A 26244-nucleotide genomic window follows, 5' to 3' on the forward strand; every position below is an offset into this window, starting at 1 on the left:
GCCGCCGCCAGTTTTTATTTTATTTTTAAAAATCCTTTATCTTATGATAAAGGATTTTTTTTGCTTTATACACAACTTCAATCCAAAGCAAACCCAGCACAACTCCAATCCAAACAACTCCAAACATGAGCAATGAGTAATCAATAATGATTAATGGTTCCTGTTTCATCCAATACCAGAGATCATTCATCATTGATTATTTATCACTTATCATTGATAGCACTCCCTTGTCACTCCGAAGGAGTCTAAACAATGCATTTTAAATTATATCATCCAGTATAGCTTAGATTATCAGATCACTTAAAGTATTAAAATCTTCTATACTACTCCTTTGAATCTTTTAGATTCTAATAGTGTGGCTGGATTCCTTCGGAATGACATAGTCGGAAGTATTAGATTACTATGTAAAATTGATCATTTATTATTCAGAGTACATACTCCCTTGTCACTCCGCAGGAGTCTAAACAAGCCATTTTAAATTCTATCATCAAGTATATCTAAAATTATCAGATCACTTAAATATTAAAAACTCTGTGCTACTCCTTTTAATCCTTTAGACTCTAATAGTGTGGCTGGATTCCTACGGAATGACATAGTCGGAAGTATTAGATCACTATGTAAAATTGATCATTTATTATTCAGAGTACATACTCCATTGTCACTCTGAAGGAGTTTAAACAAGCCATTATTTTCTTCAATTCAATCCCTACGAAGTACTAGATTTAGACTATAGCTCATCTAACTTAAATTTTACTTAATCATTTAAGTATCAAAAGTTTTAAACTCATATTAATGATTTAATATGTTTAAGTTAGAAAGATTTGGTTGCTTTTATTAATGTATTTAGCATAAATAATTAATGATTGTATATTAATTTAATAAGAATTACGTTTATTTGTTGAAATATCTTGTGATATTATTAAATATATACCAAATCTAATTTTTATGAAAAAAACCATTTTTAAGGTTGGACTGCTCCAATCCTTATTCTTTTTCGGTGGATTGTATGCACAAAGTGATTCAACTAAAGCGTCAAAGATTGATGAAGTAGTTGTTACAGCCTATGGTGTAAAAAAAGAAAAAAAAGCGCTTGGATATTCTTTCCAGGATGTGAAAGGCCAAACCCTTGTCGATGCTAAAGAAAATAACATAACCAATGCATTAGCAGGTAAGGTTGCCGGATTACAAGTTATTAAAGGAGGTTTTGGACCTGGTTCTTCTTCCAAAATTAACCTGCGGGGGTTTAATTCTTTTACCGGAGATAATCAGCCCCTTATTGTAGTGGATGGAATTCCGTTAAGTAATAGCTTAGGGTCAAAGGTTAAGCAGAATGGAAAAGATTCTAATAACGATTTCTGGAATCCGGATCTTGATATGGGTAATGGTTTAAGTGATATCAATCCGGACGACATTGAAAGTCTTTCCGTTTTAAAAGGTGGTGCTGCTTCTGCTCTTTATGGTTCCAGAGGAGGAAACGGAGTTATTTTGATTACTACAAAAACCGGTAAAAGAAAAGGAGGATTAGGAATTACATATTCTACAAGCTTAGGCTTTGAAAATATTTTTATGAAGCCTGATTTGCAGCATAGTTTCGCACAAGGAAGTAATGGGTTGGTCAATCCACCAGGGACCGACAATACAACTTCCTGGGGACCCACTTTTGAAGGATCAAATATGACGGTTCATGATAACTTAAAAAACTTTTTTAAGACAGGAACTACCGCACAGCATACATTGAGTTTTCAAGAGACCTTAGGCGAAGGATCAAGCTTGTACACTTCTGCTAATTATTTAAACAATAATAACCAGATTCCAAACTCAAAATACGAGAGGTTCAATTTTATAGCAAAAATGAATTCTAATTTTGGAGCTAATAAAAAATGGACAAGTGAGGTGAAAGCTCAATATATGAGTGTTAAAGGTACAAATAGACCTTCTGCGGGGCAAGGTGATGCTAATTACTACCCAAGAATCCTTCTGATGCCTCAAAATATTGATGTAAGAGATTATCGTGAGGGGCAGATGCAAAATGAAGTAATGTCGCGCTGGATAACGCCCAATGGAGTTAATCCTTATTGGACAGCTTATAATGCATTGAACGCTGATAAAAAAGACAGGTTTTTATTAAACGGTTATCTTAAATATCAATTTAATAACTGGCTGAGCGCAGATGTAAGACTAGGGACAGATTTCTATTCTTTAAATACTGATGCAAGGGTTTGGACGGGATCTGGCCGTAATAATTCTTACTCTACCGGTCAGGAAAAGTTTTATGAGAATAATTATATTATAAGTCTTAATGCTAAAAAAGATAATATTGTTGGTAAATGGGGAGGATCGCTTTCTGTTTATGGGCAAATGATGGAAAGCAGAGATAAGGCACTATATTTTTCCACACAAAATCTTATTCTTGCCAATGTCTTTAGCACATCTAATACGAGTGATCTTGCTTCTGTTACGACAACTGAAGTTGATATGTGGAAAAAAATTAATTCAGTATTTGCTGCTGCTGAAATTAATTATGACGGATATTGGTTTCTGAATGCTACGGCAAGAAATGATTGGTCTTCTACTTTGAATATAGATAACAGGTCTTATTTTTATTCTTCTGTGAGTACTTCATTAGTTTTGACAGATATGCTGAAAAAATTAAATGGTACAACTTTAAATGCCTTAACGTTTGCTAAACTTCGCGCGGCTTACGCAGTTACAGGAAATTCTTTACCACCCCAACAGTTATATAATACCTATACCGCTTCCACAGATCCAAGCGGACATATAGTGCTTACAAGAAATAAAATTCTTTTTAATTCAAATCTTCATGCCGAGAAGCTTAAAAGTTTTGAAGTCGGTGCAGATATGAAGTTTTTTGACAGAGTATCTCTGGATGTAAGTTATTTTAGTAATAATGCAACAGAGCAACTGATAGATTTACCAATAAATCCTCTTTCAGGATATGAGAAAAAGAAAATTAATTCAGGAGGGCTGCATAACAAAGGGTTTGAATTCGTATTGAATACGGATATCTTTAAGAAGGAAAGTTTTGTATGGAATGTCAACGCTAATTTTTCAACCCTAAAAAGCAACATCGATAAAATTGATGGTATTGTTTCAAAATATCCTTTATCAGGTTTTGATAATGTTGCTTTTTTTGCAGAAGTAGGAAAACCTTACGGAGCGATTTATGGAACAAAATTCTTAAGAGTAGAAGATACCAGCAGTCCTCATTACGGAAAGCTTATTGTGGATCAAAACGGATTACCACAGGCTACTCCTGATCAATATTATCTTGGAGATCAAACGCCGAGAGCTTTGTTTGGTTTTACAAACAGCTTTGTTTATAAGAATATTGGACTTTCATTTTTAATTGACGGAAGAATCGGAGGTAAATTTTTCTCTGCTACGCAAGCTGCATTACAAGCGAATGGACTTGCTGCGGACACTGCACCCGGAGGAAAACGTGATAATATGATTTTAGATGCAGTAGTGGAGGGAAATGGCGGTTATACAGCAAATACCAAAGAAATTACTCAACAGGATTATTGGGGAGCTGTAACAGCTGGAAATTTAGGAATTACAGAACAAAATATTTATGATGCTACCAATATTCGTTTAAGAAATATTCAGCTGACCTACAGTTTCCCTAAAAGTATTTTCCAGAAACTAGCTTTACAGAGTGCTAAGGTTGCTTTTACGGCAAATAACGTATGGATGATCTATAGCAAAGCAAAAGGAATTGATCCGGAATCTGTATTCGCAATTAATTCTAATGCTACAGGATTTGAAAACCTTGCTTTTCCTACTTCAAGATCTTATTTATTTACAATCACTTTAGGCTTTTAATTAACAACTGAAACAATGAAAAAATATATCTTATCATTTTTTACTATCGGTTTACTATGTACTTCATGCAATGATTTTGAAGACATCAATAATAATCCGTTTGCCGTAGACGCTAATAAGGCAGAACCTGAATATTTCTTAAATAACTCAATTCTTGGTGCTCAGCAGGATCCTAATATCGCAGAACGTGTTTTTGTTTTATACTGGAAAACAGCAGCAAGACAGCATTTATCGACAGGAATTGCAGGTGGAACTTACGACGATTCCTGGACTTCCGAATACTGGAAATACGTTTCAGATTGGCTGAATAATGCGAATGCGGCCATTCAATTGGCTAATGAAAAAAAGGCGGCCGGGCAGGGAAAACCTTATTATGACAATGTCATTCAGATTTCCAGAATTTGGAGAGCTTATTTAATGAGTGAATTTTCGGATAATTTCGGACCACAGCCTATTCAGGCTTTTCAGGGAACGAATCCTACTTTCAATTCTGAAAAAGAAGTGTATTATTTTATTTTGGAAGAATTAAAAGATGCAGTCGCAAAGATGGACACAACCCAAGGAGTACCATCAAATGCTAATGCCTATGATATGGTGTATGGGTTCAATTGGGCTCAATGGGTAAAGTATGCCAACTCTATGAGGATGAGAATTGCCATGAGAATTGCCGAAGTAGATCCTTCAAAAGCAAAAACAGAATTTGAAGCAGCGGCTAATTCAAATATGTTTATCGCTACAAGTGCAGATAATTTTAAAGTTGCTGAAAAACCGGGATGGGATGCGCTAACAGGCGTAATGTCCAGAGAATGGAACTCTCAGATCTTATCAGCAACCCTTAATAATTTATACATTGGCTTAGGAGGAGTAAATTCTACAGACCAATTACCAACAGCTCAACATACACAGGTAAAGGCATCTGATTATATTGGGATAAAATATGATCAACAGTTCACTACAATGACCAATGACCCAAGTGCAGGATATTGGTTAGACGGATTACCCAACAAAATTGATCCGAGAGCATATAAAACATTCTATATTCCGGGGGATCTTACAAGCCCGGTTTACTCATTGTATCCCACGTATACCAATCAGGCAACGACCAATCATGGAGATCTTACCTTTGAAGATAATTCTAAAATAACAATAAGTACCGTAAATACCTGGAATGCCTATACTATTGGAAACTGGGGGGTAAAAGGACAGAGAAACGGCTTGAGAAATGTAGTAGGATGTGTGCCGGCTTTGGGTAAGCAGTATCGGGAAAGTAAAAATTCTAGAATATTTTTTGCAAGCTGGGAAACTTATTTCCTTTTGGCGGAAGCTGCACTGAAAGGCTGGGCAGTTCCAATGAGCGATGAAGCTGCCTATAATAAAGGAATTCAGGAAAGTTTTGCTTATAATGGAGTTTCACAATTCTATGGTCAGTATATTGCTTCAACAGATTATAACCGTGATGGAACTTCGGTTTCTTACAGTCATATTACAGAGCCGGGAGTAAGCCACACGATGAAATATAAAGATCCTGTAAGCGGGAACTTAGTTTCTGTAGAAATTAAATATCCTGTAAATACCATTTATAAGAATGGATCGGTAAAGAATGATAAACTGACAAAGATTATTACCCAGAAATATATTGCCAATATGCCTTGGTTACCATTAGAATCCTGGAATGATCAGAGAAGACTCGGGCTGCCGTTTTTTGAAAACCCTGCTATAGAAGCTCCATTGCCAAATCTTCCTAATCTGAGCTCAGGGAATTATATGACGAATTCTATTCAGAATTTTCCTCAGAGATTAAGATATCCTAGCACTTTCAGAAATACGGATCAGCCTGGATATGATAAAGCTATACAATTACTTGGAGGTGCAGATGCTGTACTTACTCCTCTTTGGTGGGCCAAACATTAATTAATTTTAAATAATAAAAAAACAATCCTTTTCTGATTTTGAAAAGGATTGTTTTTATAGATACAAAGTCACCGAATATCTCTTTAGGTGAATTGTTGAATTAAATTATGAAGCAAACCTGGACTGGCTTTGGTGTATTTTTAATTTGCTCCAATTGTGAAAACTACCTGTGTAGCATATGTAGTTGCAGGAATGGCTACAGAAACTCCGCTTATCTGTAATTGTCCATTAATAGACGAATAGGTGACACTGTTACCCAGTCCCAGAACTCCGGTAAAATTTATTGTAAAGAATGCTGTAGCTACGGCTTGTGGTATTTCTACATAGGTTGTCCCACCATTGATCGTTGCAGTACAGCCAAGACAAAGTCCACTGATGCTGGTTGTTCCACCACTTCTTTTGGCATAAAGGTGCAGGTTGCTATTCCAGGTAGTAGGGGTATGATGTACACTTACTCTTGCCGCTCCGCTTGTGAGTAGATTTAGAAAAGATCCTGGCAGTGTACCGGATAATGTTATCAGATTAGTAGCACTCTGATAAGTTCCTGCATAGTTTGTGCCTGCTTCTGTTATAGTGGGTACACTTACAGTCCAGTTACTGCCACCAACATTTATAGTTTGCGCTCCGAGACAGCAGCTTATTGTTAGAAGGATACTGCTTACATATTTTTTTAAACGGATTTCTCTGAAAAAATAACTGTTGATTTTCATTTTTCAATTTTATTCTGTGATGGTGTAGACAATTACAATAGCAGTATTAGCCTGTGCTAATAAATTAGCATACGTATTGGTCGTTAGAGAAATAGTGAGATTATGGCCGTTATTAGCCCCATTTCCTGTAAAGGCACCTCCAATTCCGCTAATAATTGTGACAGGAGTCGTGGTAAGAGTAACCTGTCCTGAAGAAGTTCCCAATGCTCCTCCTCCTGATCCGGAAGCGGCAGCTGCCTGTAATCTTATATTAACTCCATCAATAATTTTATTCACAGATGCTGTGATTTTTCTGGTAAGACCTCCGGGTGCAATTGCAGAAGTATAGTTGACCCATTTTGAAGTATTGGGAGTGGGATTACCAAGGGGATTTCCTGCTTCGGTAGGAGCAGTAAAATTGAGTGTAAAATTTCCTGTAGGCTCTATATCCATTAAAGTTACGGTAGGTAAAGTCATGGAGACAGTAGTCTGGGAGTATACAACTCCTGACAAAATAAAAGACACTAATAATAATAGGGAACGGATCAAAATCATTTCTTCTTTTTTATTTCATTATATCCTACCTTTAAGGATTCCTGCTGGTATTTTATTTCTATTTGCTGCTTGACAACATGAATCTTTAATTTTTTTGTTTCTGAAGGGTTAAGAGTAAACTGAAATTTATCGTTTGAGACTTTATAACGCTTATCAAGACCATTGCGGTAAACTTTAACAGTCCAGTCTCCAGGCCTTAGATAAGTAAAATCAAAATCTTCACCTATAAAACAAATTTTGCGATAAGTTTGGTCCTTACCCGTAGCTTCTATAATAATACTTTCTTTTTTCTTTTTCTCTTTTTTGGCAAGCAGTTCAGTAAATCCAGTCTGATTTTTATCTTCTGTTTCTACAAACTGAATGTGACCTTCAACCTTAGCGGCTGTTGTTAACCCGAAATTAAAAATATTTTCTTTATTACTCAGAGAAAGGGCTGCGGGAAGAGCTAAGGTGGGAATATCATTGATCTCTGTTGTTGACCGGTCGATTTCCAGAAAATAATTTCCAGGAATCACATTTTTGAATACATAATTTCCATTCTGATCGGTAACTGACAGATAACTTCCCAGCATTAATCTTACCCCTTCCGTCTTTTTTATCCCAAGATTACTGATATTTCCGGATAACGAAATATATTCAGCAGTTTTCTGTACCGGCACATTGGGACGCCATGTATAACGCATAGAGAATATAAAATCTTTATCCCCGATTTCTCCTCTCTGTAGTGAATATCTGCCGGAAAGATCAATTTCATTTCCGGGAAATAGCTGTTGATGGAAGAGAAGTTCAAACAAATTTCTGTCTTTAAAATATTCTTCCGGCATATAATTGTTCTGATAAAAAATACTTAAAGTAGTCTTATCAGAAAAGCGGCTGTAAATTCTTGCTCCGTAATAGAGCTGCTTCTGATTCTGCAGCTGATATCTTGAGCTGATCGCATAGCTTCCGAATACATTAAAATAGGTTCTGAATTTTTGAAATGAAAGATTGGCAGAATAAAAACTTGAATTACCGCTAAACCCCGTCAGATAATTGTCTGTTTTACCAAACTGTCCTTCAAGATTCACCTGAAACATTCCGACCTGCTGATCAATACTCACTTTGAAAAAACGCTCATAGTAATCAAATTGTCTGGGTTCCAGACGATCCTGATACTTTTGATACCCGCTATTAAGAATAATAGATCCATTTGACCGGTATTTATATTGTACTCCATATTGCAGATACTGTCTGTAAGGAGCTGCTAAAAACAGCGTATCTCTCTGGAAATTTTTAGCATCCTGTGTGTAGTTGACAAACGCACTGAGCTTTCTGGAAATTTTGTAGTTAACGTTCCCGTTAAAAGTATTTGTATTTGTAAAATATCCTGCAAATTCAGGGCTTGCTTTTACGTACATTAAACTTCCGTTGAACTTTTCAAAAATAGCCTCAGCCTGAAGCATATAAGCTGTTCCATCCGTTTTTTTTGTAGTACTGTAGGCTAATTCTCCGGAAATATTAATGTTTCTTGAGATCTTGAATTTTCCTTTGGCATAAGGAAGATGCGCATCAGAATCCAGTCTTATATCTCCGTATCGGATTTCCTCCTTTCTCGGAGTTTTGTAAAGGTATCCGACCGAAATTTCTGATTCTTTCCTGATTTTGAAAGCAGAATAAATATTAAATTCATCCTTAATATCTCTGAAAAACCTTGGGTGATTATAGAAACCGCCCAAACTTACTTTATTAAAATCATAACGGATTTCTGCGCCGCGGCCATATCTTGCAAACTCGGTTAAATAAGATGAAGAATACGTTTTATCACCCAGATGAATAAAGAAGTTATCCCGTTTATAATTCACAAAATACTCTTCATATTGAGTAAATGTATTGAGATCTATAGGATTGTGGGTAACCGCCCGAAATTCAATCTGGTTTTTGTTGTCTTTATCCAGTGTTCCTTTTCCGTAAATTTCTCCTTGGAAACCATCATTATAAACTCCCATATTCTGCATTCCGATGAAAGATAATGAAAGAGCAACAGGAAGTCTGTGATAAATGTCGTTCTCAGATGGTTTTACGGATATAACCTGAGTACTTACATAAACGCTTTGATCTTCCTTAAGATTACCTTTTGAGTATACCGAAAGATTAAGGTTCTGGAATTCATTTTGACTGAGTTCAGGGTTGGTTACTTTGTGTATCGTAATGATTTTTGACTCATTGGGTTCCAGTACTAAAGAGGGCTCATTATCAAGAATGGCATTTTTACTTTCAAGATGAATATCCTCTCTTATATTACCATTATTTTTTAAAAGAAAAGAAGCTCTGATAGTTTCTCCGGCCCTTACAAACTCGGGTGAATCCAAAGGAGTAACGGAAATATTTCTGTTTCCTGAAACTGTTATTTTTGATGTTTTGGTGAAGGATATCCCGGTATTGCGGTCAATAATGTTCAGTATTACAGAATAACTGCCCTGGCTTGTTTCCGTTGCAATACGCAAAGGTACCAGATAAGCTGATGTTTCATGGGCCGCAATCTGAAATTCTCCTTTTGCTAAAATGGGCGTAATAGACTGGCTTGAAGTAGTGACTGATATCTCATACGTCCTGTTTTCATCCGAATTATTTTCTAATGTAAAAGGGATAGAAGTAGACATTCCCGGTAATATACTATCTTTTTTACTGGACAATCTGTTGGATTGCTGTTGAGAAAAAATAAATATCGGGAATAGTAATAGGATAATAAATAAAGTCCAAGTTCTAATCATTTTTTACTTCTAATTCCACATTGAGTGCAAAAGCATTCTCTTCTTCATCGGTCGCTATGATCGCTGCTTTGTATTGAGCAGGGGGTAATTTGCTGATATCAATGTAAAATGTTTTGGAGGTGCCTGGGAGCAGCCCCATTGTTAAACTTGAATAGGTACCGACCTTTTCACCCGTTTTACGATTGTAAATTTCAATGGAAGCTGTAGGTTTACAGTAAAGATTACCGTTATTGGCAATTGCTACCTTTACGGTTTGTTTTCCCTCCATTTTTTCCACCTTTACACTTTCAAACTTAAGCTCCGGTTTGGCCTTTTCTGTTTCAAAATCTGTAATAACCTGAATGGCATATCGTATAATAGAAGTGATACTCACTCCTGGTTTACTGTCGCTGGGCTTTATCTCTTCTATCGGTTCTACAATAATCACGCTCCAATAGCTTCCGGGATCCATTGCTTGATTGGGAACTGTTATTTCATAGAATATTTCAGTCTTTTCTTTACCTTTAAGCGTAACAAGATTGGTATTGAGCTTTAGCCACTCGCCGTTACTGCGTGTATTGGTATGTAATGCTGTATAATTGATCGTTCCGTCCGCATGGTAGGTATAATCCTGTAAAAATATTTTTACACTTTGAGGATTACTGCCTGTGTTTTCAATGGCAACTTTTCCTTTATAAACCTTTCCGTTTTCAATGTTGTAAGAATGCGTAAGCCCGTTGAGAATCACGATGCCCGCATGTAAAAAGCTAAACTGCAAAATCAAGGCGATCAAAAGAAGAATACGCTTTATCATTTTGTAAAGTTTGGAGTTAAATGATGAGTAATACAAAAACAGGAAGAAACTGAATGACAACTTCTTCTTGTTTTTGACAGGTAGAAAAGAATTTTATTTTAAATTCTAATTATCTGATATTGTATAAGTAACGGTAGCTGTAACAGTGGCTGTTGCCTGTAAATCTGCGTACGCTGCTACACCTCCAGGACCACTTCCTGCAGCAAGTGCATAGGTAAGATTGTGACCGTTATTGGCACCATTTCCTGTATAAGCACTTCCGATTCCTGAAATGATAGTCTGGTTGGCAGCACTTAAAGTCAACAGACCTGCAGATGTTCCCAATGTTCCTGCTCCTGCTCCGGTAGGTGCTGCTGCTGTTACCTGAAGATCAACTCCGGGAATGACAGCATTCATTGTTACACTTATATTACGGGTAGGATCTGCAACAGATTTAATGGACGAATAATTAAGCCATAAAGTAGTGTTGGCTGTTGCTGGAACGATAGGATTTCCTGCTTCAGTAGGTGCTGTAAATCCAAGAGTAATGTTTTTTGTGGCAGATGGTTCAATATCTACCAAAGCAACTTCGGGAATAGAAATGGTAACCGTATGGTTATCTGTAGCGAGGTCTTGCGCGCTCAGATTTCCGGATAGAGCAAACGCAAATAAAGACATGGCAATCGTTAAATTTAATTTTTTCATGATGTAAATAATTAGTTAAGTGAATATAACAAAATTCAGTACATTGTGAAAAAAATATATTATAATTTTTATATTATTGCTTATTTGCACTATGTAATGCATTATATTTGAAGAATAACTCAAAAAAAACCTGTACGTTTTTGGTACAGGTTTTTATCAATATTGTAAGCGTTTTTCTATGCCCAGTGTGGATCAGAAACAGAAACCTTTTCCGTTTCTACTCTTCCGGCAAAATGCCACAGACATTCATCTGCCGTTAATTTCAAATCATACCAGCCTTTATATTTCTCAAGATCGATAATAATTTTTTCTTCTGGCTTTTGTACTTTGATTGTCTTTTGAGTCTTGAAATACAAATCTTCCAGATGAATGGAAATATTTTTCTTCTTATGAGTTCGGATAATAAGTTCAACCTGATTTTTTGAATCTACATTTACCAAATTTACCTCTAATTCAGGAGTATTATTCCCTTTGAATTTCCTGAAAAAGCCATTGGGACCGAAAATTTCGTAATCATAAGCTCCTGAATGTACAGGATGGGATAGTTCTTGTTTTGAATATAAGGCGTATGAGAAATGATAATTATTATTGTTGAATTGAGTTCTGTCATAGATTAACAATGGAACTCCATTTTCTTTAAAATTGGTCATTTTAATCTGTTCACCTTCTAAATTGACATGGAAATGATACGGAAGCGGATTTGATGGCTTCAGACCTCTTTCCTGAATCTCAAGTAAATTACCGTTAAGATTATTTTCAGAATACCATTTAAGATCCGGAACAGGTTTATTTTTAGCCGCATTAATGGTTTTAGCATACTCTTTCTGATCCAGATAATTCATCTGTGGAGCTTTTACACCGGAAGAATTGAAAGCAGACGTAAGATCGCCACATATTGCTCTTCTCCAGTCACTGATATTGTCAACATGAACATTTTTCTTATATTTTTTCATGATGAAATTTTCCAGGAACTGCAGGACGGAAGTGTGATCTGATACTTCAGAATTTACAAAACCTCCTTTTGTCCATGGTGAAGCAATAATCATGGGAACTCTGTAGCCTAATCCAACCGTTCCTTCTATTTTTTCATAATTTTTTAAAGAAGGATTCGACATATATTCCTGGGATCTGTCTACATATTCTACGCCTTCTTTTCCGTTCATATCAACAGGTTGGCTCGGATTCACAGGGGGTGCGAAAGGGAGAACATGATCAAAATATCCGTCGTTTTCATCGTAATTGATAATGAAAATTGTTTTTTTCCAGGTTTCAGGATCTTTTGTAAGAATATTTAAAACTTCAGAAATATACCATGCACCGTACCATGGTGATCCCGGGTGGTCTGAGAAATGTTCAGGAGCTACCAGCCAGGAAACCAGCGGAAGTTTTTTCTCTTCCACATCTTTTCGGAACTGGAACAATACGTCACCTTCAGGAACAACCAGTCTTTCCCCGTTTTCATCCTTTCCGATTTCCAGTTTCCAGTAATCCGGGTCATTTACATTGGTAGTAAAAGCTTTTTCGTGAAGGTTTTTTTCTTCTTTTGATAATTTTGAATAATTATCCGGATGATATTTCACCTGATCTTCCTGAACTTCTGCGAGCATGCTTTCCAGCCTTTCTTTCTGTTGAGGATTTTTTTCAATTTCCTGTTTCAGATACACTATGATATTAGGAATATTCTGATAATACCCTTTTGAAAATTTAACGTTGAATTTGGAAAACCACTCAATAGGGTTATCCGTAAAATTGCTTAACCACGCTTCCTGCTCTCCGGACATTCCTTTTGGAAGACTGATTTCATTCTGATAAATTCTCCACGAAACATTCTGCTGTTCCAAAATTTCCGGGAAACTTTTCCATTTGGCCTGTCTTGCTTTGTCATAATCAATATTTTCATTCACAACATTGGCCTTTACTTTTCCGTTCTGCTGCTCTCTCAACGTTCCGGACCAAAGGAATAATCTGTTGGGAGTAGTCCCGGTAAGTGAAGAACAGAAATATTGATCGAAGATGGTAAATGCATCTGCCAGCTGATAATAAAACGGAAGGTCTTCACGGTTATAATATCCTAATGTCAGCGGAATATTTTTGTAATCTTTATTTCCTGAAGCTTTAGCCTGAAGCCATTGGTCATATTTTCCTTTGTTCAGTGCTTTTTGCTGATCTGCCCATGAATGAGGAAGTGAGCTCATCCATGTTGATTTTGTGTTTCTTAAATCCAGTCGGGCAGGAGATGCATATTTTCCGTCATCATTCTTTTGAAAGAAAACAGAATGCCCATCCTGTTTTACAAATGCTCTTTTATCCAAAAAGCCCCTCACGCCTTTGAGCGCACCGAATGCATGATCAAATGAACGGTTTTCCTGCATCAGGATGACTACATGCTCTGCATCATAAAATGTAGACTGGGCAGCCGGATCAATGGCCAGAGCTTTTAAAATGGAAGGGTGTAGAACACCTGATGTTCCTAATCCTGCTAATAAAAGACTTGATTTCTCTAAAAATTCTCTTCTGTTCATGTTCAATCGTAATAAGAAAGAAACCGCAAGTTACTAGGATTTTCCTGCGATTTCTTTGTTTTATATAAAAATAATCAGATTTTTACTGCAACCACCAAGGTTTAGAATTGATGTTATCATTTCCACTGTACTGGGCAGCCAGCGCCGCTTTTAAATTGTTGCTGTTATAACTGTATTCTGACTGTGGATATCTGAATCTGAAAGGAGCTGGAACTCCGGTTTTCAGAGGGTAATTTGGATATCCGGTTCTTAAATAATCATAATAAGAAGTCCATTGTGCCTGATGGAACATGGTCATGTATTTTTGAGTCATGATTTTTTCCAGCTGTGTCTGTAAAGGATCAGCACTGTTATAAACAACCAAAGGTGTTGCCAGGTACTGATTCACATCAAATCCTGAGAAATATTGTACCTGATTTTTTACATAGGTCTGATAAAAACTGAAACTGGCCTTGATGGCATTATCATAATGGGTTTTTGCAGATCCGGAAATCCAGCCTCTTGCAGCAGCTTCTGCAAGGATAAACTCAAGTTCTGAGTAGCTTAATACGGAAGCGGGTTCATTGGTAGGATCTTTATAAAAACGGTCGTTTACTTTAGAGATATTCTTAGCTGTGATCAGAGCAGCATTGTCAGAATAAGGAGAAGTAGGATTTCCTCCGTTATAGGCTGTAAAATCTGTGATGGCTTTTCCTGCTTCCTTAGCTCCGGTAGTTTGTGCTGCAAAAGTAAAAAGACGCGGGTCATGTCTGTCTTTGAACATGTTGATGAAATAATCTGCCATATATAAGCTGGAACCATATCCGCTGTTGTTAAACATGGTGTATCTGCTGTCTGCAGCATCTACAAATTTAAGTTCACCATTGTCAGCAATAGAAGTCATCAGAGACTGGCTTCCTGCGATAGAAGCAAATTCTGTGGCAATATTATAACTTCCTACCGAGGTTTTCTTAGATAAAGTGATCAGAATTTTCAGACGGAAAGAATTGATTAACTTTTTCCACTTCAAAGCATCTCCGTTGTATACAATGTCACCTTCAATTTTATCATTGGTATTAATCAGATCATTTGCTTCCTTTAATTCTGATAAAATCCCGGCCATAACCACATCCTGACTATCATATTTAGGCTGGGTAATCCCGGATTCACCTTTTGCAGCCTCAGAATACGGGGCACTTCCTACCTTTAAGCTGATATTGAAGAAATGATAAGCTCTTAAAAACTTACCAATGGCCAGATAATTTTTATTTCCTCTTTTTTCCGCTTCCTGCATCATTTTTCCTGTATTCAGAAGTCCTTTTGTATACACTTCAAAAGAGGCATCATTCCATTTCATATACTGATAGGCATTCTCACCATCGGTACCAATCATCATTCTTGAAGCATACATATTATCACCATTTACCTGGAATGTATATTTTTCAACGTAAGTCAGAAGGTTTTTAGGATCAATGCTGGCCTGGTCATTAGGGTTCTCATTGATGGTATCAAGGCTGGTTTCGCATGAAGCCAATGTCAGAAGCCCTGCTGCAAATATAGATTTCATCAGCCATTTTGCCGTTTTACCTTTTTGCCCTTTCACTTTATTGATATTATTTTTCATTGTTGACGTACTTTTTAGTTAAAACTTAAGATTAAACCCGATTCCGAACCATCTGCTGGACGGATCCTGGATATCATTAGCGATATCTCCACTTCTCCCTGATCTGATCTGGAAATCAGGATCGGAGTAAAGGTTCTTTGATTTTTTCCACATGGCTAAGTTGTAGGCAGAAATATTGGCGGTGAAACCTTTTACCATTCCTTTTGGATTAAGCAGATATGAGAAATCATATTCCAATACTACAGATCTCAGCTTGATGAAAGTTCTGTCAAAAACGTTTGCAAACTCTTCACTTTCATCTTGTGTTACTCTTGCCTGATATGGATAATTCTGTGCCCAGTCCTGGAAGCTGATTGCTTTGGTGTGTGGAGTATAAAGTCCGGTTGCAGAATTGTAATTAACACCATCCGGTACAAAATAATACGTTCCCGGATTTGCATATTCAAGATCTCTGTAGGCTACAGAATTAGGATGTTTTCCTCCCCACCAAATCTTTTCAACAACCTGCGACCTCATCACACCTCCGATACTGCCGTCTATCCCGATGTTTAATGTAAATTTTTTATATTTAAAGGTGTTATTGAAACCGAAAGTCCAGTCCGGATTGAAATGTCCTAAATTACTTGGAGTATTGGCTCTCGTTGGCATTCCAGAATTGGCATCAAGAATTACTTTTCCGTCCGGAGATTTTTGCCATGTGTAGTCATAATAGCTATCCATTCTTTCACCCAGCTTAATGTTTTGATAGTTGGGCATATTATCATAAATGGAAGTCAGTTTTTGTTCATAAGTACTCCAGTTGATTAAAGTTTTCCAACTGAAATCGGCCGTTTTTACCGGAACCAAACCAAGAGAAACTTCAAATCCTTTGGTAGTGTATTCATTTCCGTTTACATATTGTGATGTGAATCCTGATGATTCTGCCGCTGGAAACTGAAGAATATTATTATAATCAAGTGTTCTGAAATAAGTGGCATCTAATGTAATTCTGTTATTCAGGAAGCCTGCACTTAATCCTAATTCGTAAGATTTTGTCTGCTCAGGTTTCAGAGAGTTTTCTACATTCAGAGTGGTAGGATAATAATACGTAGGATTTCCATTGAAAGTGATTCCCTGGTTATTCAGATAATAATTTCTGATGGAATAAGGCTGGAAATCATACGCTACTTTAGCCCATGAAGCAGAAAGCTTCAGCATATTGATAGACTCCGGTAATTTTACCAGGTTTGAAATAACAGCACTGATGGATGCAGAAGGATAGAAGTAAGATCTGTTAGCTTTAGGAAGCGTAGAAGACCAGTCATTACGTCCTGAAATATTGATAAAGAAAGCATTATACAACCCGATATCAATGGTGGAATAAGCACTATAGATCAACTTTTCCTTCAGATAGGTGTAATTTTTAAGTGCTCCGATTGAATTTTCAAACGTATATACTTCAGGAGTTCTCAATCCGTCCGTAGATCTTTCATTGTTATTATTTTTAAAATAAAAAGCTGAACCTCCGGCATTGATGGTAAAATCAAAATTTTCAGATATCTTTTTCTTGTAAGTCGCCAAAACATCGTAGTTAAGATTCCATGTTTTATTATCTTTCAGAATATAGCCACCACTTCTTGGCGCGCTGTAATTGAAATAAGAATAAGGGCTTAATATTTCCGTTTTGCTGTGGTTTTCCACAAGAGATATTTTCCCTTTTACCGAAAGATCCTGGGTAGCTTTATATTCTAAACCAGTCTGTGCATTGATGATATTCGTTCTGTTCTGATTTTTATAATATTCTGCTCCGAACCACGGGTTATTGTACCACGCATAGTTCCAGTTGGCCTGTGCTCTCCCTTCCTTTCCAGGAATCCACATGTGGTTTTTCAGGGCATTTCCGTCAACATCACCTCCCATCCAGATCAGGATGGTGTACATGTGTCCGCTTGGGTTGTAATCGTAGTTTGGAATATTAGGAGTAAAAGCCTGGTTAAAATTGAATTTCGTATTAAAGATTAATTTATCCCCCAAATGATTTTCAGACGAAAAGTTCAGTCCATATTTTTGAAGATAAGAATTGGGAACTCTGTCATCATAGTTCATGAAGTTTCCTGAAAACCTGTATATATCTTTATTATCTCTATAGCTGATGGCGAAATTATTATTGTTGATAACCGCAGGTTTTAAGAACGTGCTTAAGTTATCGTGGTATTTCCAGTCAATTGGAACTCTTTCATACCTTGATTTATCATCATATTGAGTTCCCGTCACAGCTCCATACCATGGAACTACCTGTCCGGTTACTTTATCTCTGATAGGACTGTTCCACTGGGCAATCTGTAAACCCGGGACAAATTTTGGTCCCCAGATCATATCCCCGTCATTCACACCACCATCGGCTCCATCCCAGAATTCATACTTTCCGTGAGATCCGTTTCCATATTCAGTCTGGGTTTTCGGGAGATTGGTAAATCCTCCTGTAATCATGGTGTTTTGTGAAAACTCTACGGAGAATCCTTTCTTCTTAGCTGACTTTGTTGTAATCAAAACGGCTCCGTAACGGCCTCGTGAACCATACAATGCAGAAGCGGTAGCTCCTTTTAATACGTTGATATTTTCAATATTATTGGGATCTAAATTCTGGAAAACTTCCTTTTCCACAATCACTCCGTCAATCACAAAAACCACATTTGAATTTCCTCTCAAGGTAAACTGTGGTGCCTGCTGCATTCCTGTTGGGTTGGAAACATTCAGACCGGTAACCTGTCCTGAGAATAAATTACCAATACTTGGAGTGGTAATGGTTTCAAACTGTTTGGTTCCCACTTCCTGAGTAGAATAACCAATTTTTTCTTTCTTTTTGGCAATACCTAATGCGGTAATGACAACTCCTTCAATCTGCTTTTCGTTTTGTTTTTTTAAGACAACGGAATACTGTTTTTTTGAAGAAACCTCAACGGTATAAACAAAAAAATCAGGAGCAAAAAACTCAAGAATGTCTTTCGGGTTTGCAGAAATGGTGAAATTACCATTTTCATCTGTAGTAGCAGTCTTTCCTGTGTTTTTGTCGGTGATGTTTACACCGGAAACACTAGAGCCGTTTTCTGATTTTACATTTCCTGAAATATTGATTTCCTGTGCAGAAAAATATAATGGAAGTAAAAAAACGGCAAAAGTAGCTAAAGTTTTCTTCATTTTTTTTGAAGGCAAATTTAGCAGAGCACTGTTACCAGTATTTTAATGATGTATTAAAATAAAAATACGATTTAATATTTTTTAACATAAAGAATTAATAGAAAGGTAAAGTGAAAAATATCCTTTATATATTGAGTTTTGCTTTATTATATATAGATATTAATATAAGGTAGGAAGCGCAAAACAGGAGGCAGAAAGTTACCGTTGCATTATAGAATTTTGCAGAAAATATTTCTATAAAAATAGTAGGATAGTAAAGCCGGGACCTTAATAACTTCGATCTTCCAGCTTCCCTCTTCTTTTCTTTTTTAAAACCTGCTCAGGATTCCCCAGTGAATTTTCGTATCATTAAATTTGAACGGATTTCCAAATTCATTACCATTAGACAGCTGAAAACTCATCAGACCGATTGGGATAAAGAAGTTGAAACCGAGTCCTACACTATAAAGCTTGGGCCTTACATTTAAAGATTTATTATTGAGCTGTCCATATTGCCCAAAGACGTCGAAGAAGGCCTGACTGCCGATCAGATACCGGTACTCCAGACTTCCATAATAGAAGAAATCGGCGGCGAGTGACTTCTCATTGAATCCCCGCATGGAATTCCATCCTCCGAAACGGTATAATTCGTTGGTGGTAAACTCTACTTTAGAATCCATCATGGCACCTTCTCCCTTAATGTTCAGGAAGTGATTCCCGGAGATATGATAATTGTGTTCACCGAAGAAATAAAACTGGTTTTGATTGGCTTTGATATTATCTTTGGAATAAGTTGTTGTTAAAAAATCATAGCCTGCAGTGACCTTTGTCTTATAAAGGAACAGATCAATATCAGTAGGCTCAGTCATTTCAAACCATACCCCGATTCCCTTTTTGTTATAATCTTTTCCCTGAACATACAGTGTGTCGATGATCGTAGAAGATTCTAAGGTGGCTCTTAAACCTATTTTGTTTCGGTTGTTGATATGGTAATAGAAAGCAGGCAGAAACTTTACATTAGCAAACGTAGAATCCTGTCGGTAGATATTCACTTTTGCATTCATTCCGACATTGGATTTGAACAGGTACGGAATATCCACCTGAAGATCGAAAGTCTGTCCTCTGTCCGGGTTTCTCTGCCAGTATAAATTGACCGTTTCAAAACCATTGAACATATTCCTGAAATTGACGTTCATTGTCCCGTTTAGCGTAAATTTGGAGGTTTTGTCATTTCCAAAACCGACAACTCCGTCAAAAGTATTGGTCTTTTTCTTTTCCAGAAACAGATAAATGCTTGTAGAGTCTTTTGTAAATAAAGTTTGTGGCTGCCGTTCGAGCGTCAGGAAAGGATGACTCTGGAAGGTTTTATTGATGGCCAGAAGGTTTTTATCATCGTAGTTTTTACCTTTAAATTCTTTTTCAAGATTTTTGATGAATCTTTTAGGAACTTTTTCATATCCTTTAACAACGAAATTATTGATCGTTCTTTTATCGTTCTTGTTAATATCAAGCTCTACGATGGGGTAGCCGTTTTTCTGTCCCTTGTATTTGGATTTGATTCTACTGAAAGAATATCCGTCATCAATATAAGTTTTGTTGATGCTCTTCTTAGTGGAATCTAAATTTTTAGTGAAAAAATCTTTCTGAATCTTCAGTTTCTGAACAAGAGAATCAGTAAGGTTTACATAAGTTTCATTGAAATTTTTGCCTTTATCAAAGAAAATTTCAGTGCTGTCACCTTTTACTTTTACATCCTTTAGTTTGGTAAAGAAATAATTATTCTGAGCCAATGAGTCCAGAAATTTTACCGCTGTAGTGGAATCTTTTACTTTTTTCCTGACTTTGGTTTCTGTATCAATCAGCCAATATTGTTTCTTCTGCGCTTGTGTAAAAACGCAGAACAGTACAAAAAATATTTTCAGAAACAGTTTCAATCCCAAATATATCTACACCATAGGTAGCGATGAAATTAAGTGTAATTAAGATAAAACTTAAAGCGAAACTTATCTTAATGATTCTTTACAACTTAATTCTTCTTAATGGTTTAAAATTTTATTATCAAATAGCTTTCTATACAACTGAAACTAATCCAGTTTATTATATTTCTTCATCAAATTCTCATAAGTTCCCTGTGGAAGAATCCATTTCAAAGGAACGCCGATTTTCTGTCCGAATTTACCAAAATAATAATGAGCTTTCCATTTATTTTTTGCTAAAAGTTTTTCAATGTATTCTGCTACTTCTAACGGCTCTGTTCCGTCATTCACATGAGAATTCATCAAAGCATATACTTTATCAAAAACATTTTTATAAGGCTGGGAAACCTGGGCAATAACCCTGTTATCCGCAATATTGGTTTTGATATCTCCCAGATGCAGAGAACAAACGTCAATATTCCATGGATATACTTCATATCTCATCGCTTCCGTTACCTTATCCAGCGCAGATTTTGAAGCTGAATAAAATCCACGGAAAGGCAGTCCCATTTCACTTCCGATACTGGAAACATTGATGATTTTCCCAAATTTGTGCTCACGCATTTTCGGAAGAACGGCACTCATCATTTGTACAGGTCCGGCAAGATTCAGGCTGAAAAGTTTAAGAATATCTTCTTTTGTGGAATCTTCTACGGCACCTACCATTCCCATTCCGGCATTATTGATCAGAACATCAATTCTGGATTCTGTTTTTAAAACCTCAGCGACAGCATTCTGAACAGCCGTGTTATCGGTTACATCAGTGGGTATAGATTTGAAATACTCACTTTCTGTATGCTTTCTGCTTAATCCGTATACTTTATGTCCTTTTTTACCAAAATATTCGGCCAATGCAAACCCGATTCCTGATGAGGTTCCTGTAATAATGATGGTCATTGAATTTGTCTGATTTTATTGTTTTTATTTTTCTTCTGATGCCAGGGAGACGTTTTTACAGGTCTATGTTCAAAAGTAAAATCTATTTTCAGCAAATGTAAAAAAAGAAAAATGAACTCAGTTATTTATTATTCCTGAAATAATTTTAATGATTTCTTGATCTATTGCTATCTGTTGATGACAAACTTAAAATAAAGTTAATCTCAATCATGCATGAGATATTTTTGGAATGATTACTTTTAATGATGTATATATTTGAAATACAGTTATTTAATTTATTTGTATGGTAGGTGGTGCTTAAAAAAAGCTAAAAATTCTTAATAAAAACATAAGAAAACCTTAATGAGGCATGGGAGCGGACTGGTCTAATTTTGCACCTAATCAAAAAGGAGATCATGAATGTATTTAAAATCCCTGTATCCGTAACTTATTTAACGGGTAGGGTATTACTTATTGGTGCAATATCAGCTTCACCGATGTTCCTCGCTCAGAAAAAAGACAGCTTAAAAGAAAAATCCATCGACGAGATTGTTGTTGTCGGATACGGAACACAGAAAAAAAGTAAAGTTTCCGGCGCCGTTTCGGAGGCTTCGCTGGATAAGCTTACTTCCAGATCACTGTCTGGTGTAGGAGAAGTTCTTCAGGGTAAGGCTCCCGGAGTAACTGTAGTGAATGAAGGTGGAGATCCTAACGGCTCACCTAAAGTAAATATTCGTGGTTTGGGAGGGATCAATGGAGAAACTCCTCTTTATGTTGTGGATGGAGTCGTTTTCAATGGAACACCCTCTATTAATCCAAATGATATCCAGGATATTTCTGTACTTAAAGATGCCTCTGCAGCAATTTACGGGGCAAGATCTTCCGGTGGGGTTATCCTGATCACCACTAAAAAGGGGAAAAAAGGAAATCTTACAGTAGACTTTGATGTGAAATACGGGGTGAATCAGGCATGGAGATTAAAAGAATCTCTGAATGCAGCCGAATTTCAGGATGTAATGTACAAAGCGTATGAAAACGCCGGAAAACTTGGAAGCTTACCAATAGCTTTTAATCCTAATCAATATCCGGACGGAAGAATTACCAGAACAGACTGGATGAAAGAAATTTTCAGAACAGGAACGATTCAGGAATACAATGTTAACTTAAGTGGAGGAAGCGATAAATCCAGATATTTTGTGGGAATGAACCATAGAAACCTGGAAGGAATTTTACTGAATACACAGGCAAAACGATACAATTTCAGAGTTAATTCAGAACATAAAGTAAAAGACTGGTTAACGATCGGAGAAAATATGTACTATAATTACTCTGACGGAAATACAGCAGATACAAAAAGTGGTTATACAGGAGCTTTAGTAGCTGCGATGTACTATCCGCCGAATGTTCCGGTATACACACCAAGCGGAGCTTTTTCCGGATTACCAATTGATGTGGCTGGAGGTTATGGAGATATGATCAACCCGGTGGCTTACCTGAAAAGGATCAGCATTAGAAACCCTACTCATGAGATCCTGATCAATCCCTATGCGGAAATTACCTTGGCCAAAGATTTAAAATTCCGTTCCAACTTTTCACAGACCTTTAAACTGGGTGATGTAAAAAACTTTACCTACAGAGTATTGGAAGTCGGGAAGATTTTTGATACCAATAATTTAGAATATCAATCCAACAATTCATCTACAGCACTTGCAGAGCAGTTGCTTACCTATAAAATTGTTGCCGGAAAACATAATTTTGATTTCCTGGGAGGGTTTACTTTCCAAAAGACCGTTGATGATGGTTTTGTAGCAAAAGCCTATGATTTCAGAAGTGAAGCTGAGGTTTTCCAGCACCTTCAAAATGCTGCAGATACCAATAAAGATGTTTCCAGCTACCGATACAAGCAGTCTTTGGTTTCTTACCTTGCGAGAGTAAACTATGACTATGCCGGAAAGTATATTGTAAGTGTATTGGGAAGACGTGATGGTTCTTCACTTGTAGCAAAACAGAACAGATTTGCAAATTATTATGCAGTTTCCGGTGCATGGGTAGTTTCTAAAGAAAACTTTATGCAGGATATTTCATGGCTTTCAAGTCTGAAATTAAGAGGAAGTTATGGTATTCTGGGTAACCTTGGAGGAATTTCTCCTCAAGCTGTTAATCCATTGATGACCAGAGATAATAATGTGATTTTCGGGCAGGATCCTTCTCAGAATATTGCGTATTATGCTACCACACGTCCGAACCCGGATCTGAAATGGGGGAAATCTGAACAGACTAACTTCGGGGTAGATGCTTCATTCCTTCACAACACCCTTTCCTTACAGTTTGATTATTTTGTAAAGAATTCCAAAGACCAGATCTTCAATGTAAGCTTACCAAGTACGGCAACGTATAATAATCAGTATGTGAATGCAGGATTATTCCAGGATAAAGGATACGAATTGGGAATCAATTACAACAAAGTAATTTCAGGTGATTTCACTTTCTCAGTGGGCGCTACTATGAGTCAACTAAAAAATACGGTGAAACAGCTTGCCAATGTAGATGAGATCTTTATCAACGATAATGGAGTAAGAGGCGTATTGAAACCAACCAGGGTAAAAGTTGGTGATCCTCTATACTCTTTCTATGGATACAAGACCGGAGGGATTTTCCAGACTCAGGAAGAGATCAACAATTATAAAGATGCCAACGGAAATCTTATTCAGCCGAATGCAAAACCCGGAGATATTAAATTCCTGAAAAAAGAAGGAAATACCGGAGTGCTTAATAATAACGATTTTGTAAATCTTGGAAGTCCATACCCTAAGTTCTCTTACGGATTCTCTTACAACATGACATGGAAAAACTTTGATCTGAACTTATTCTTCCAGGGAGTATACGGAAATAAAATATTCAACGGGATGAAGTTTATTTCTTTAAATCCAGGCGGAACAGGACAAAACTATAACATGGATAAAGATATTCTGAATGCATGGACGCCTCAGAATACAAACACTGATATTCCAAGACTGGTACACGGTGATCCAAGCGGTAATTATTCCAAAGTATCTGATTTCTATGTGGAAGACGGGTCTTACTTAAGACTGAAGAACCTTACCATCGGGTATTCATTACCAAAAGAGCTTTACAGTAAGCTGGATGTGAATAAAGTAAGAATTTACGTTACCACCAACAACCTGTTTACGATAACGAAATATACAGGATTTGATCCTGAAGTAGGGATGAATTCTTATGGTGTAGATACCGGAAGATATCCTCAGGCACGCTCATTCATCTTTGGGGTGGAGATCGGTTTATAATTTTTAACTAACAAAAAAGTAAAAAATGAAATTTTTCAATAAAATATTTTTAGTATCAGGAATATCCGTAATGCTTTTATCGTGTACAGGAGAGTTGGATGTTCAGCCGGAAGGAACACCTACTGAAGCCAGTTTCTGGAAAACAGAAAACGATCTTGTTACCGGAGCGAATGCCATGTACAAGCCATTGTTTGATGGTGAATTTTACGGAAGAGGCCTGTTTTGGTTTATCAATGCCAGTGATGATATGGTAACCGGAAGAGCAAAAAGTGAAGCGGATAACGCAAAAAACTTCAGCAGTAACTACATCGCGGCAGGAGATCTTGAAACTCAATGGAATAAAAGATATAATGTAATTGGAGTCGCTAACCGTGTGATCCGTAATATTGATAACATCCAGACTTCACAGGCCACGAAAAACAAATACCTAGGGGAAGCTTTGTTCATGAGCAGCAGAATGTATTTTGAACTTTCCTATTCTTACGGAAATGAAAAAGCAGGAGTTCCTATTATCGACCGTTCAAAAGATCCGGATCCAAACCCGATTCCAAGAGCGGCCAATGTAATGGAGAATTACACTTACATTGTGAATGACCTTAAAAGAGCGGCAGAATTGTTACCTACTCAGGCAGAACTTCCTGCAAAAGATTACGGAAGACCACATAAAGCTGCAGCATGGGCACTTTTAGCAAAAGTATACCTGTTTATGAAAGACTGGAAGAATGCGGAATTCTGGGCCAACGAAGTCATGACAAAAGGAAACAGAGCCTTGCTGGGAAATTTTGCTGATGTCTTCAAAGCAGAAAATAACTACAGTTCAGAATATATCTGGTCTATTCCCGGAACGCCTAAGTTTACAGCTTGGGGAAGTATTCTTCCGGGCGTAATGCTTGAAAATAAAGGATGGGGAGAGTACAACGGATGGGGATATTTCCAACCGACAAAAGAACTTTATGACGAATATGAAACAGGAGATCTTAGAAGAAGTGCTTCCATCCTGAAAATAGGTGACAAATTTACCTTTAACGGGAAAGAAAGAATATATGCTTCTACCAACTCCCTTACCGGATATCAGTTCAATAAATATATGGATGCTTTCAAATATCAGCTGAACAGTGGCCATGTGAGTGCCAACGGAGATTATCCATGTACGGATCTTGCCGTTCCGATCATGCGCTATGCTGAGGTAATCCTTATTAAAGCAGAAGCTTCATTGATGCAGGGAAAATCTGCAGATCAGGAAATCAATATGATCAGAGTACGTGCAGGTTTATCTCCGAAAAACGGATGTACAATGGCCGATCTGAAACATGAAAGACGTTGCGAACTGGCAGGTGAATGGGCAGACAGACACAGAGATCTTGTACGTTGGGGAGATGCACAGGCAGCTTATGCGAAGCCTCTGCACGGTATCAACGGACAGGTAGTCTGGGCAGCAAGAAACTTTAATCCGGCTGTACATAATGTTTGGGCAGTTCCGCAGGCTGAAATCGTAAACAGTCATGGGATCATTAAACAAAATGAAGGCTGGTAATTTTTAATCTTTTATATATAAGTTCACTATATCATTGCAAAAACTTC

Annotated in this window: 14 protein-coding genes; 4 read left to right on the forward strand and 10 right to left on the reverse strand. The window is 36.9% G+C overall.

Going from position 1 to position 26244, the window contains the following annotated elements:
• Window positions 1-945 precede the first annotated feature (945 nt).
• Window positions 946-3843 carry a SusC/RagA family TonB-linked outer membrane protein gene (locus ACLMCG_RS18895; RefSeq protein WP_413960896.1) on the forward strand — a complete coding sequence of 966 codons (2898 nt, stop codon included), beginning with the start codon at window positions 946-948 and terminating at the stop codon, window positions 3841-3843.
• Between the two features lie 15 nt (window positions 3844-3858).
• Complete coding sequence (locus ACLMCG_RS18900) at window positions 3859-5754, forward strand: SusD/RagB family nutrient-binding outer membrane lipoprotein (RefSeq protein ID WP_413960895.1); 1896 nt, start codon at window positions 3859-3861, stop codon at window positions 5752-5754.
• Between the two features lie 140 nt (window positions 5755-5894).
• Here ACLMCG_RS18900 and ACLMCG_RS18905 read toward each other — a convergent pair whose 3' ends face one another.
• From ACLMCG_RS18905 to ACLMCG_RS18950, 10 genes are all read right to left on the reverse strand, one after another.
• Window positions 5895-6464 carry a hypothetical protein gene (locus tag ACLMCG_RS18905; RefSeq protein ID WP_223601579.1) on the reverse strand — a complete coding sequence of 190 codons (570 nt, stop codon included), beginning with the start codon at window positions 6462-6464 and terminating at the stop codon, window positions 5895-5897.
• Window positions 6465-6473: 9 nt separating this feature from the next.
• Window positions 6474-6998, reverse strand: a complete 525-nt coding sequence (locus tag ACLMCG_RS18910; protein WP_223601578.1) for a hypothetical protein — start codon at window positions 6996-6998, stop codon at window positions 6474-6476.
• The gene (locus ACLMCG_RS18915; RefSeq protein ID WP_413960894.1) at window positions 6995-9748 is read right to left on the reverse strand and encodes a hypothetical protein; all 2754 of its coding nucleotides are present in this window, start codon (window positions 9746-9748) and stop codon (window positions 6995-6997) included. Before ACLMCG_RS18915 ends, ACLMCG_RS18910 begins: the two co-directional genes overlap by 4 nt.
• A complete protein-coding gene (locus ACLMCG_RS18920) occupies window positions 9741-10541 on the reverse strand; it encodes a WxL protein host-binding domain-containing protein (protein ID WP_413960893.1) in 801 nt (266 codons plus the stop codon). The genes ACLMCG_RS18915 and ACLMCG_RS18920 overlap by 8 nt, the downstream gene beginning before the upstream one ends.
• Window positions 10542-10646: 105 nt before the next feature.
• On the reverse strand, window positions 10647-11225 hold the full coding sequence (locus tag ACLMCG_RS18925; RefSeq protein WP_413960892.1) for a hypothetical protein: 579 nt from the start codon (window positions 11223-11225) through the stop codon (window positions 10647-10649).
• 176 nt (window positions 11226-11401) lie between these two features.
• The gene (locus ACLMCG_RS18930; RefSeq protein WP_413960891.1) at window positions 11402-13747 is read right to left on the reverse strand and encodes a phosphocholine-specific phospholipase C; all 2346 of its coding nucleotides are present in this window, start codon (window positions 13745-13747) and stop codon (window positions 11402-11404) included.
• Window positions 13748-13829: 82 nt separating this feature from the next.
• Window positions 13830-15350, reverse strand: a complete 1521-nt coding sequence (locus ACLMCG_RS18935) for a SusD/RagB family nutrient-binding outer membrane lipoprotein (RefSeq protein ID WP_413960890.1) — start codon at window positions 15348-15350, stop codon at window positions 13830-13832.
• A gap of 18 nt (window positions 15351-15368) precedes the next feature.
• Window positions 15369-18527 (reverse strand): SusC/RagA family TonB-linked outer membrane protein, encoded by a 3159-nt coding sequence (locus ACLMCG_RS18940; protein WP_413960889.1) that lies wholly within the window; start codon window positions 18525-18527, stop codon window positions 15369-15371.
• A gap of 308 nt (window positions 18528-18835) precedes the next feature.
• A complete protein-coding gene (locus ACLMCG_RS18945) occupies window positions 18836-20440 on the reverse strand; it encodes a hypothetical protein (protein ID WP_413960888.1) in 1605 nt (534 codons plus the stop codon).
• A gap of 150 nt (window positions 20441-20590) precedes the next feature.
• Window positions 20591-21379 (reverse strand): SDR family oxidoreductase, encoded by a 789-nt coding sequence (locus tag ACLMCG_RS18950; RefSeq protein WP_413960887.1) that lies wholly within the window; start codon window positions 21377-21379, stop codon window positions 20591-20593.
• A 395-nt stretch (window positions 21380-21774) separates the two neighbouring features.
• Here ACLMCG_RS18950 and ACLMCG_RS18955 point away from each other — a divergent pair, with 395 nt between their 5' ends.
• Together ACLMCG_RS18955 and ACLMCG_RS18960 are read left to right on the forward strand one after the other, a co-directional pair.
• Complete coding sequence (locus tag ACLMCG_RS18955) at window positions 21775-24663, forward strand: SusC/RagA family TonB-linked outer membrane protein (protein ID WP_413960886.1); 2889 nt, start codon at window positions 21775-21777, stop codon at window positions 24661-24663.
• A gap of 25 nt (window positions 24664-24688) precedes the next feature.
• Window positions 24689-26197, forward strand: a complete 1509-nt coding sequence (locus ACLMCG_RS18960; protein WP_413960885.1) for a RagB/SusD family nutrient uptake outer membrane protein — start codon at window positions 24689-24691, stop codon at window positions 26195-26197.
• The last annotated feature ends 47 nt before the right edge of the window (window positions 26198-26244 follow it).

The organism is Chryseobacterium sp. S90 (genome assembly GCF_047444895.1).
Taxonomy (GTDB): Bacteria; Bacteroidota; Bacteroidia; order Flavobacteriales; family Weeksellaceae; genus Chryseobacterium.

Coding starts and splice junctions, on each gene's coding strand:
- ACLMCG_RS18895 (WP_413960896.1), top strand. CDS start 946: ATGAAAAAAACCATTTTTAAGGTTGGACTGCTCCAATCCTTATTCTTT.
- ACLMCG_RS18910 (WP_223601578.1), bottom strand. CDS start 6,998: ATGATTTTGATCCGTTCCCTATTATTATTAGTGTCTTTTATTTTGTCA.
- ACLMCG_RS18960 (WP_413960885.1), top strand. CDS start 24,689: ATGAAATTTTTCAATAAAATATTTTTAGTATCAGGAATATCCGTAATG.
- ACLMCG_RS18920 (WP_413960893.1), bottom strand. CDS start 10,541: ATGATAAAGCGTATTCTTCTTTTGATCGCCTTGATTTTGCAGTTTAGC.
- ACLMCG_RS18940 (WP_413960889.1), bottom strand. CDS start 18,527: ATGAAGAAAACTTTAGCTACTTTTGCCGTTTTTTTACTTCCATTATAT.
- ACLMCG_RS18950 (WP_413960887.1), bottom strand. CDS start 21,379: ATGACCATCATTATTACAGGAACCTCATCAGGAATCGGGTTTGCATTG.
- ACLMCG_RS18900 (WP_413960895.1), top strand. CDS start 3,859: ATGAAAAAATATATCTTATCATTTTTTACTATCGGTTTACTATGTACT.
- ACLMCG_RS18905 (WP_223601579.1), bottom strand. CDS start 6,464: ATGAAAATCAACAGTTATTTTTTCAGAGAAATCCGTTTAAAAAAATAT.
- ACLMCG_RS18935 (WP_413960890.1), bottom strand. CDS start 15,350: ATGAAAAATAATATCAATAAAGTGAAAGGGCAAAAAGGTAAAACGGCA.
- ACLMCG_RS18930 (WP_413960891.1), bottom strand. CDS start 13,747: ATGAACAGAAGAGAATTTTTAGAGAAATCAAGTCTTTTATTAGCAGGA.
- ACLMCG_RS18915 (WP_413960894.1), bottom strand. CDS start 9,748: ATGATTAGAACTTGGACTTTATTTATTATCCTATTACTATTCCCGATA.
- ACLMCG_RS18955 (WP_413960886.1), top strand. CDS start 21,775: ATGAATGTATTTAAAATCCCTGTATCCGTAACTTATTTAACGGGTAGG.
- ACLMCG_RS18925 (WP_413960892.1), bottom strand. CDS start 11,225: ATGAAAAAATTAAATTTAACGATTGCCATGTCTTTATTTGCGTTTGCT.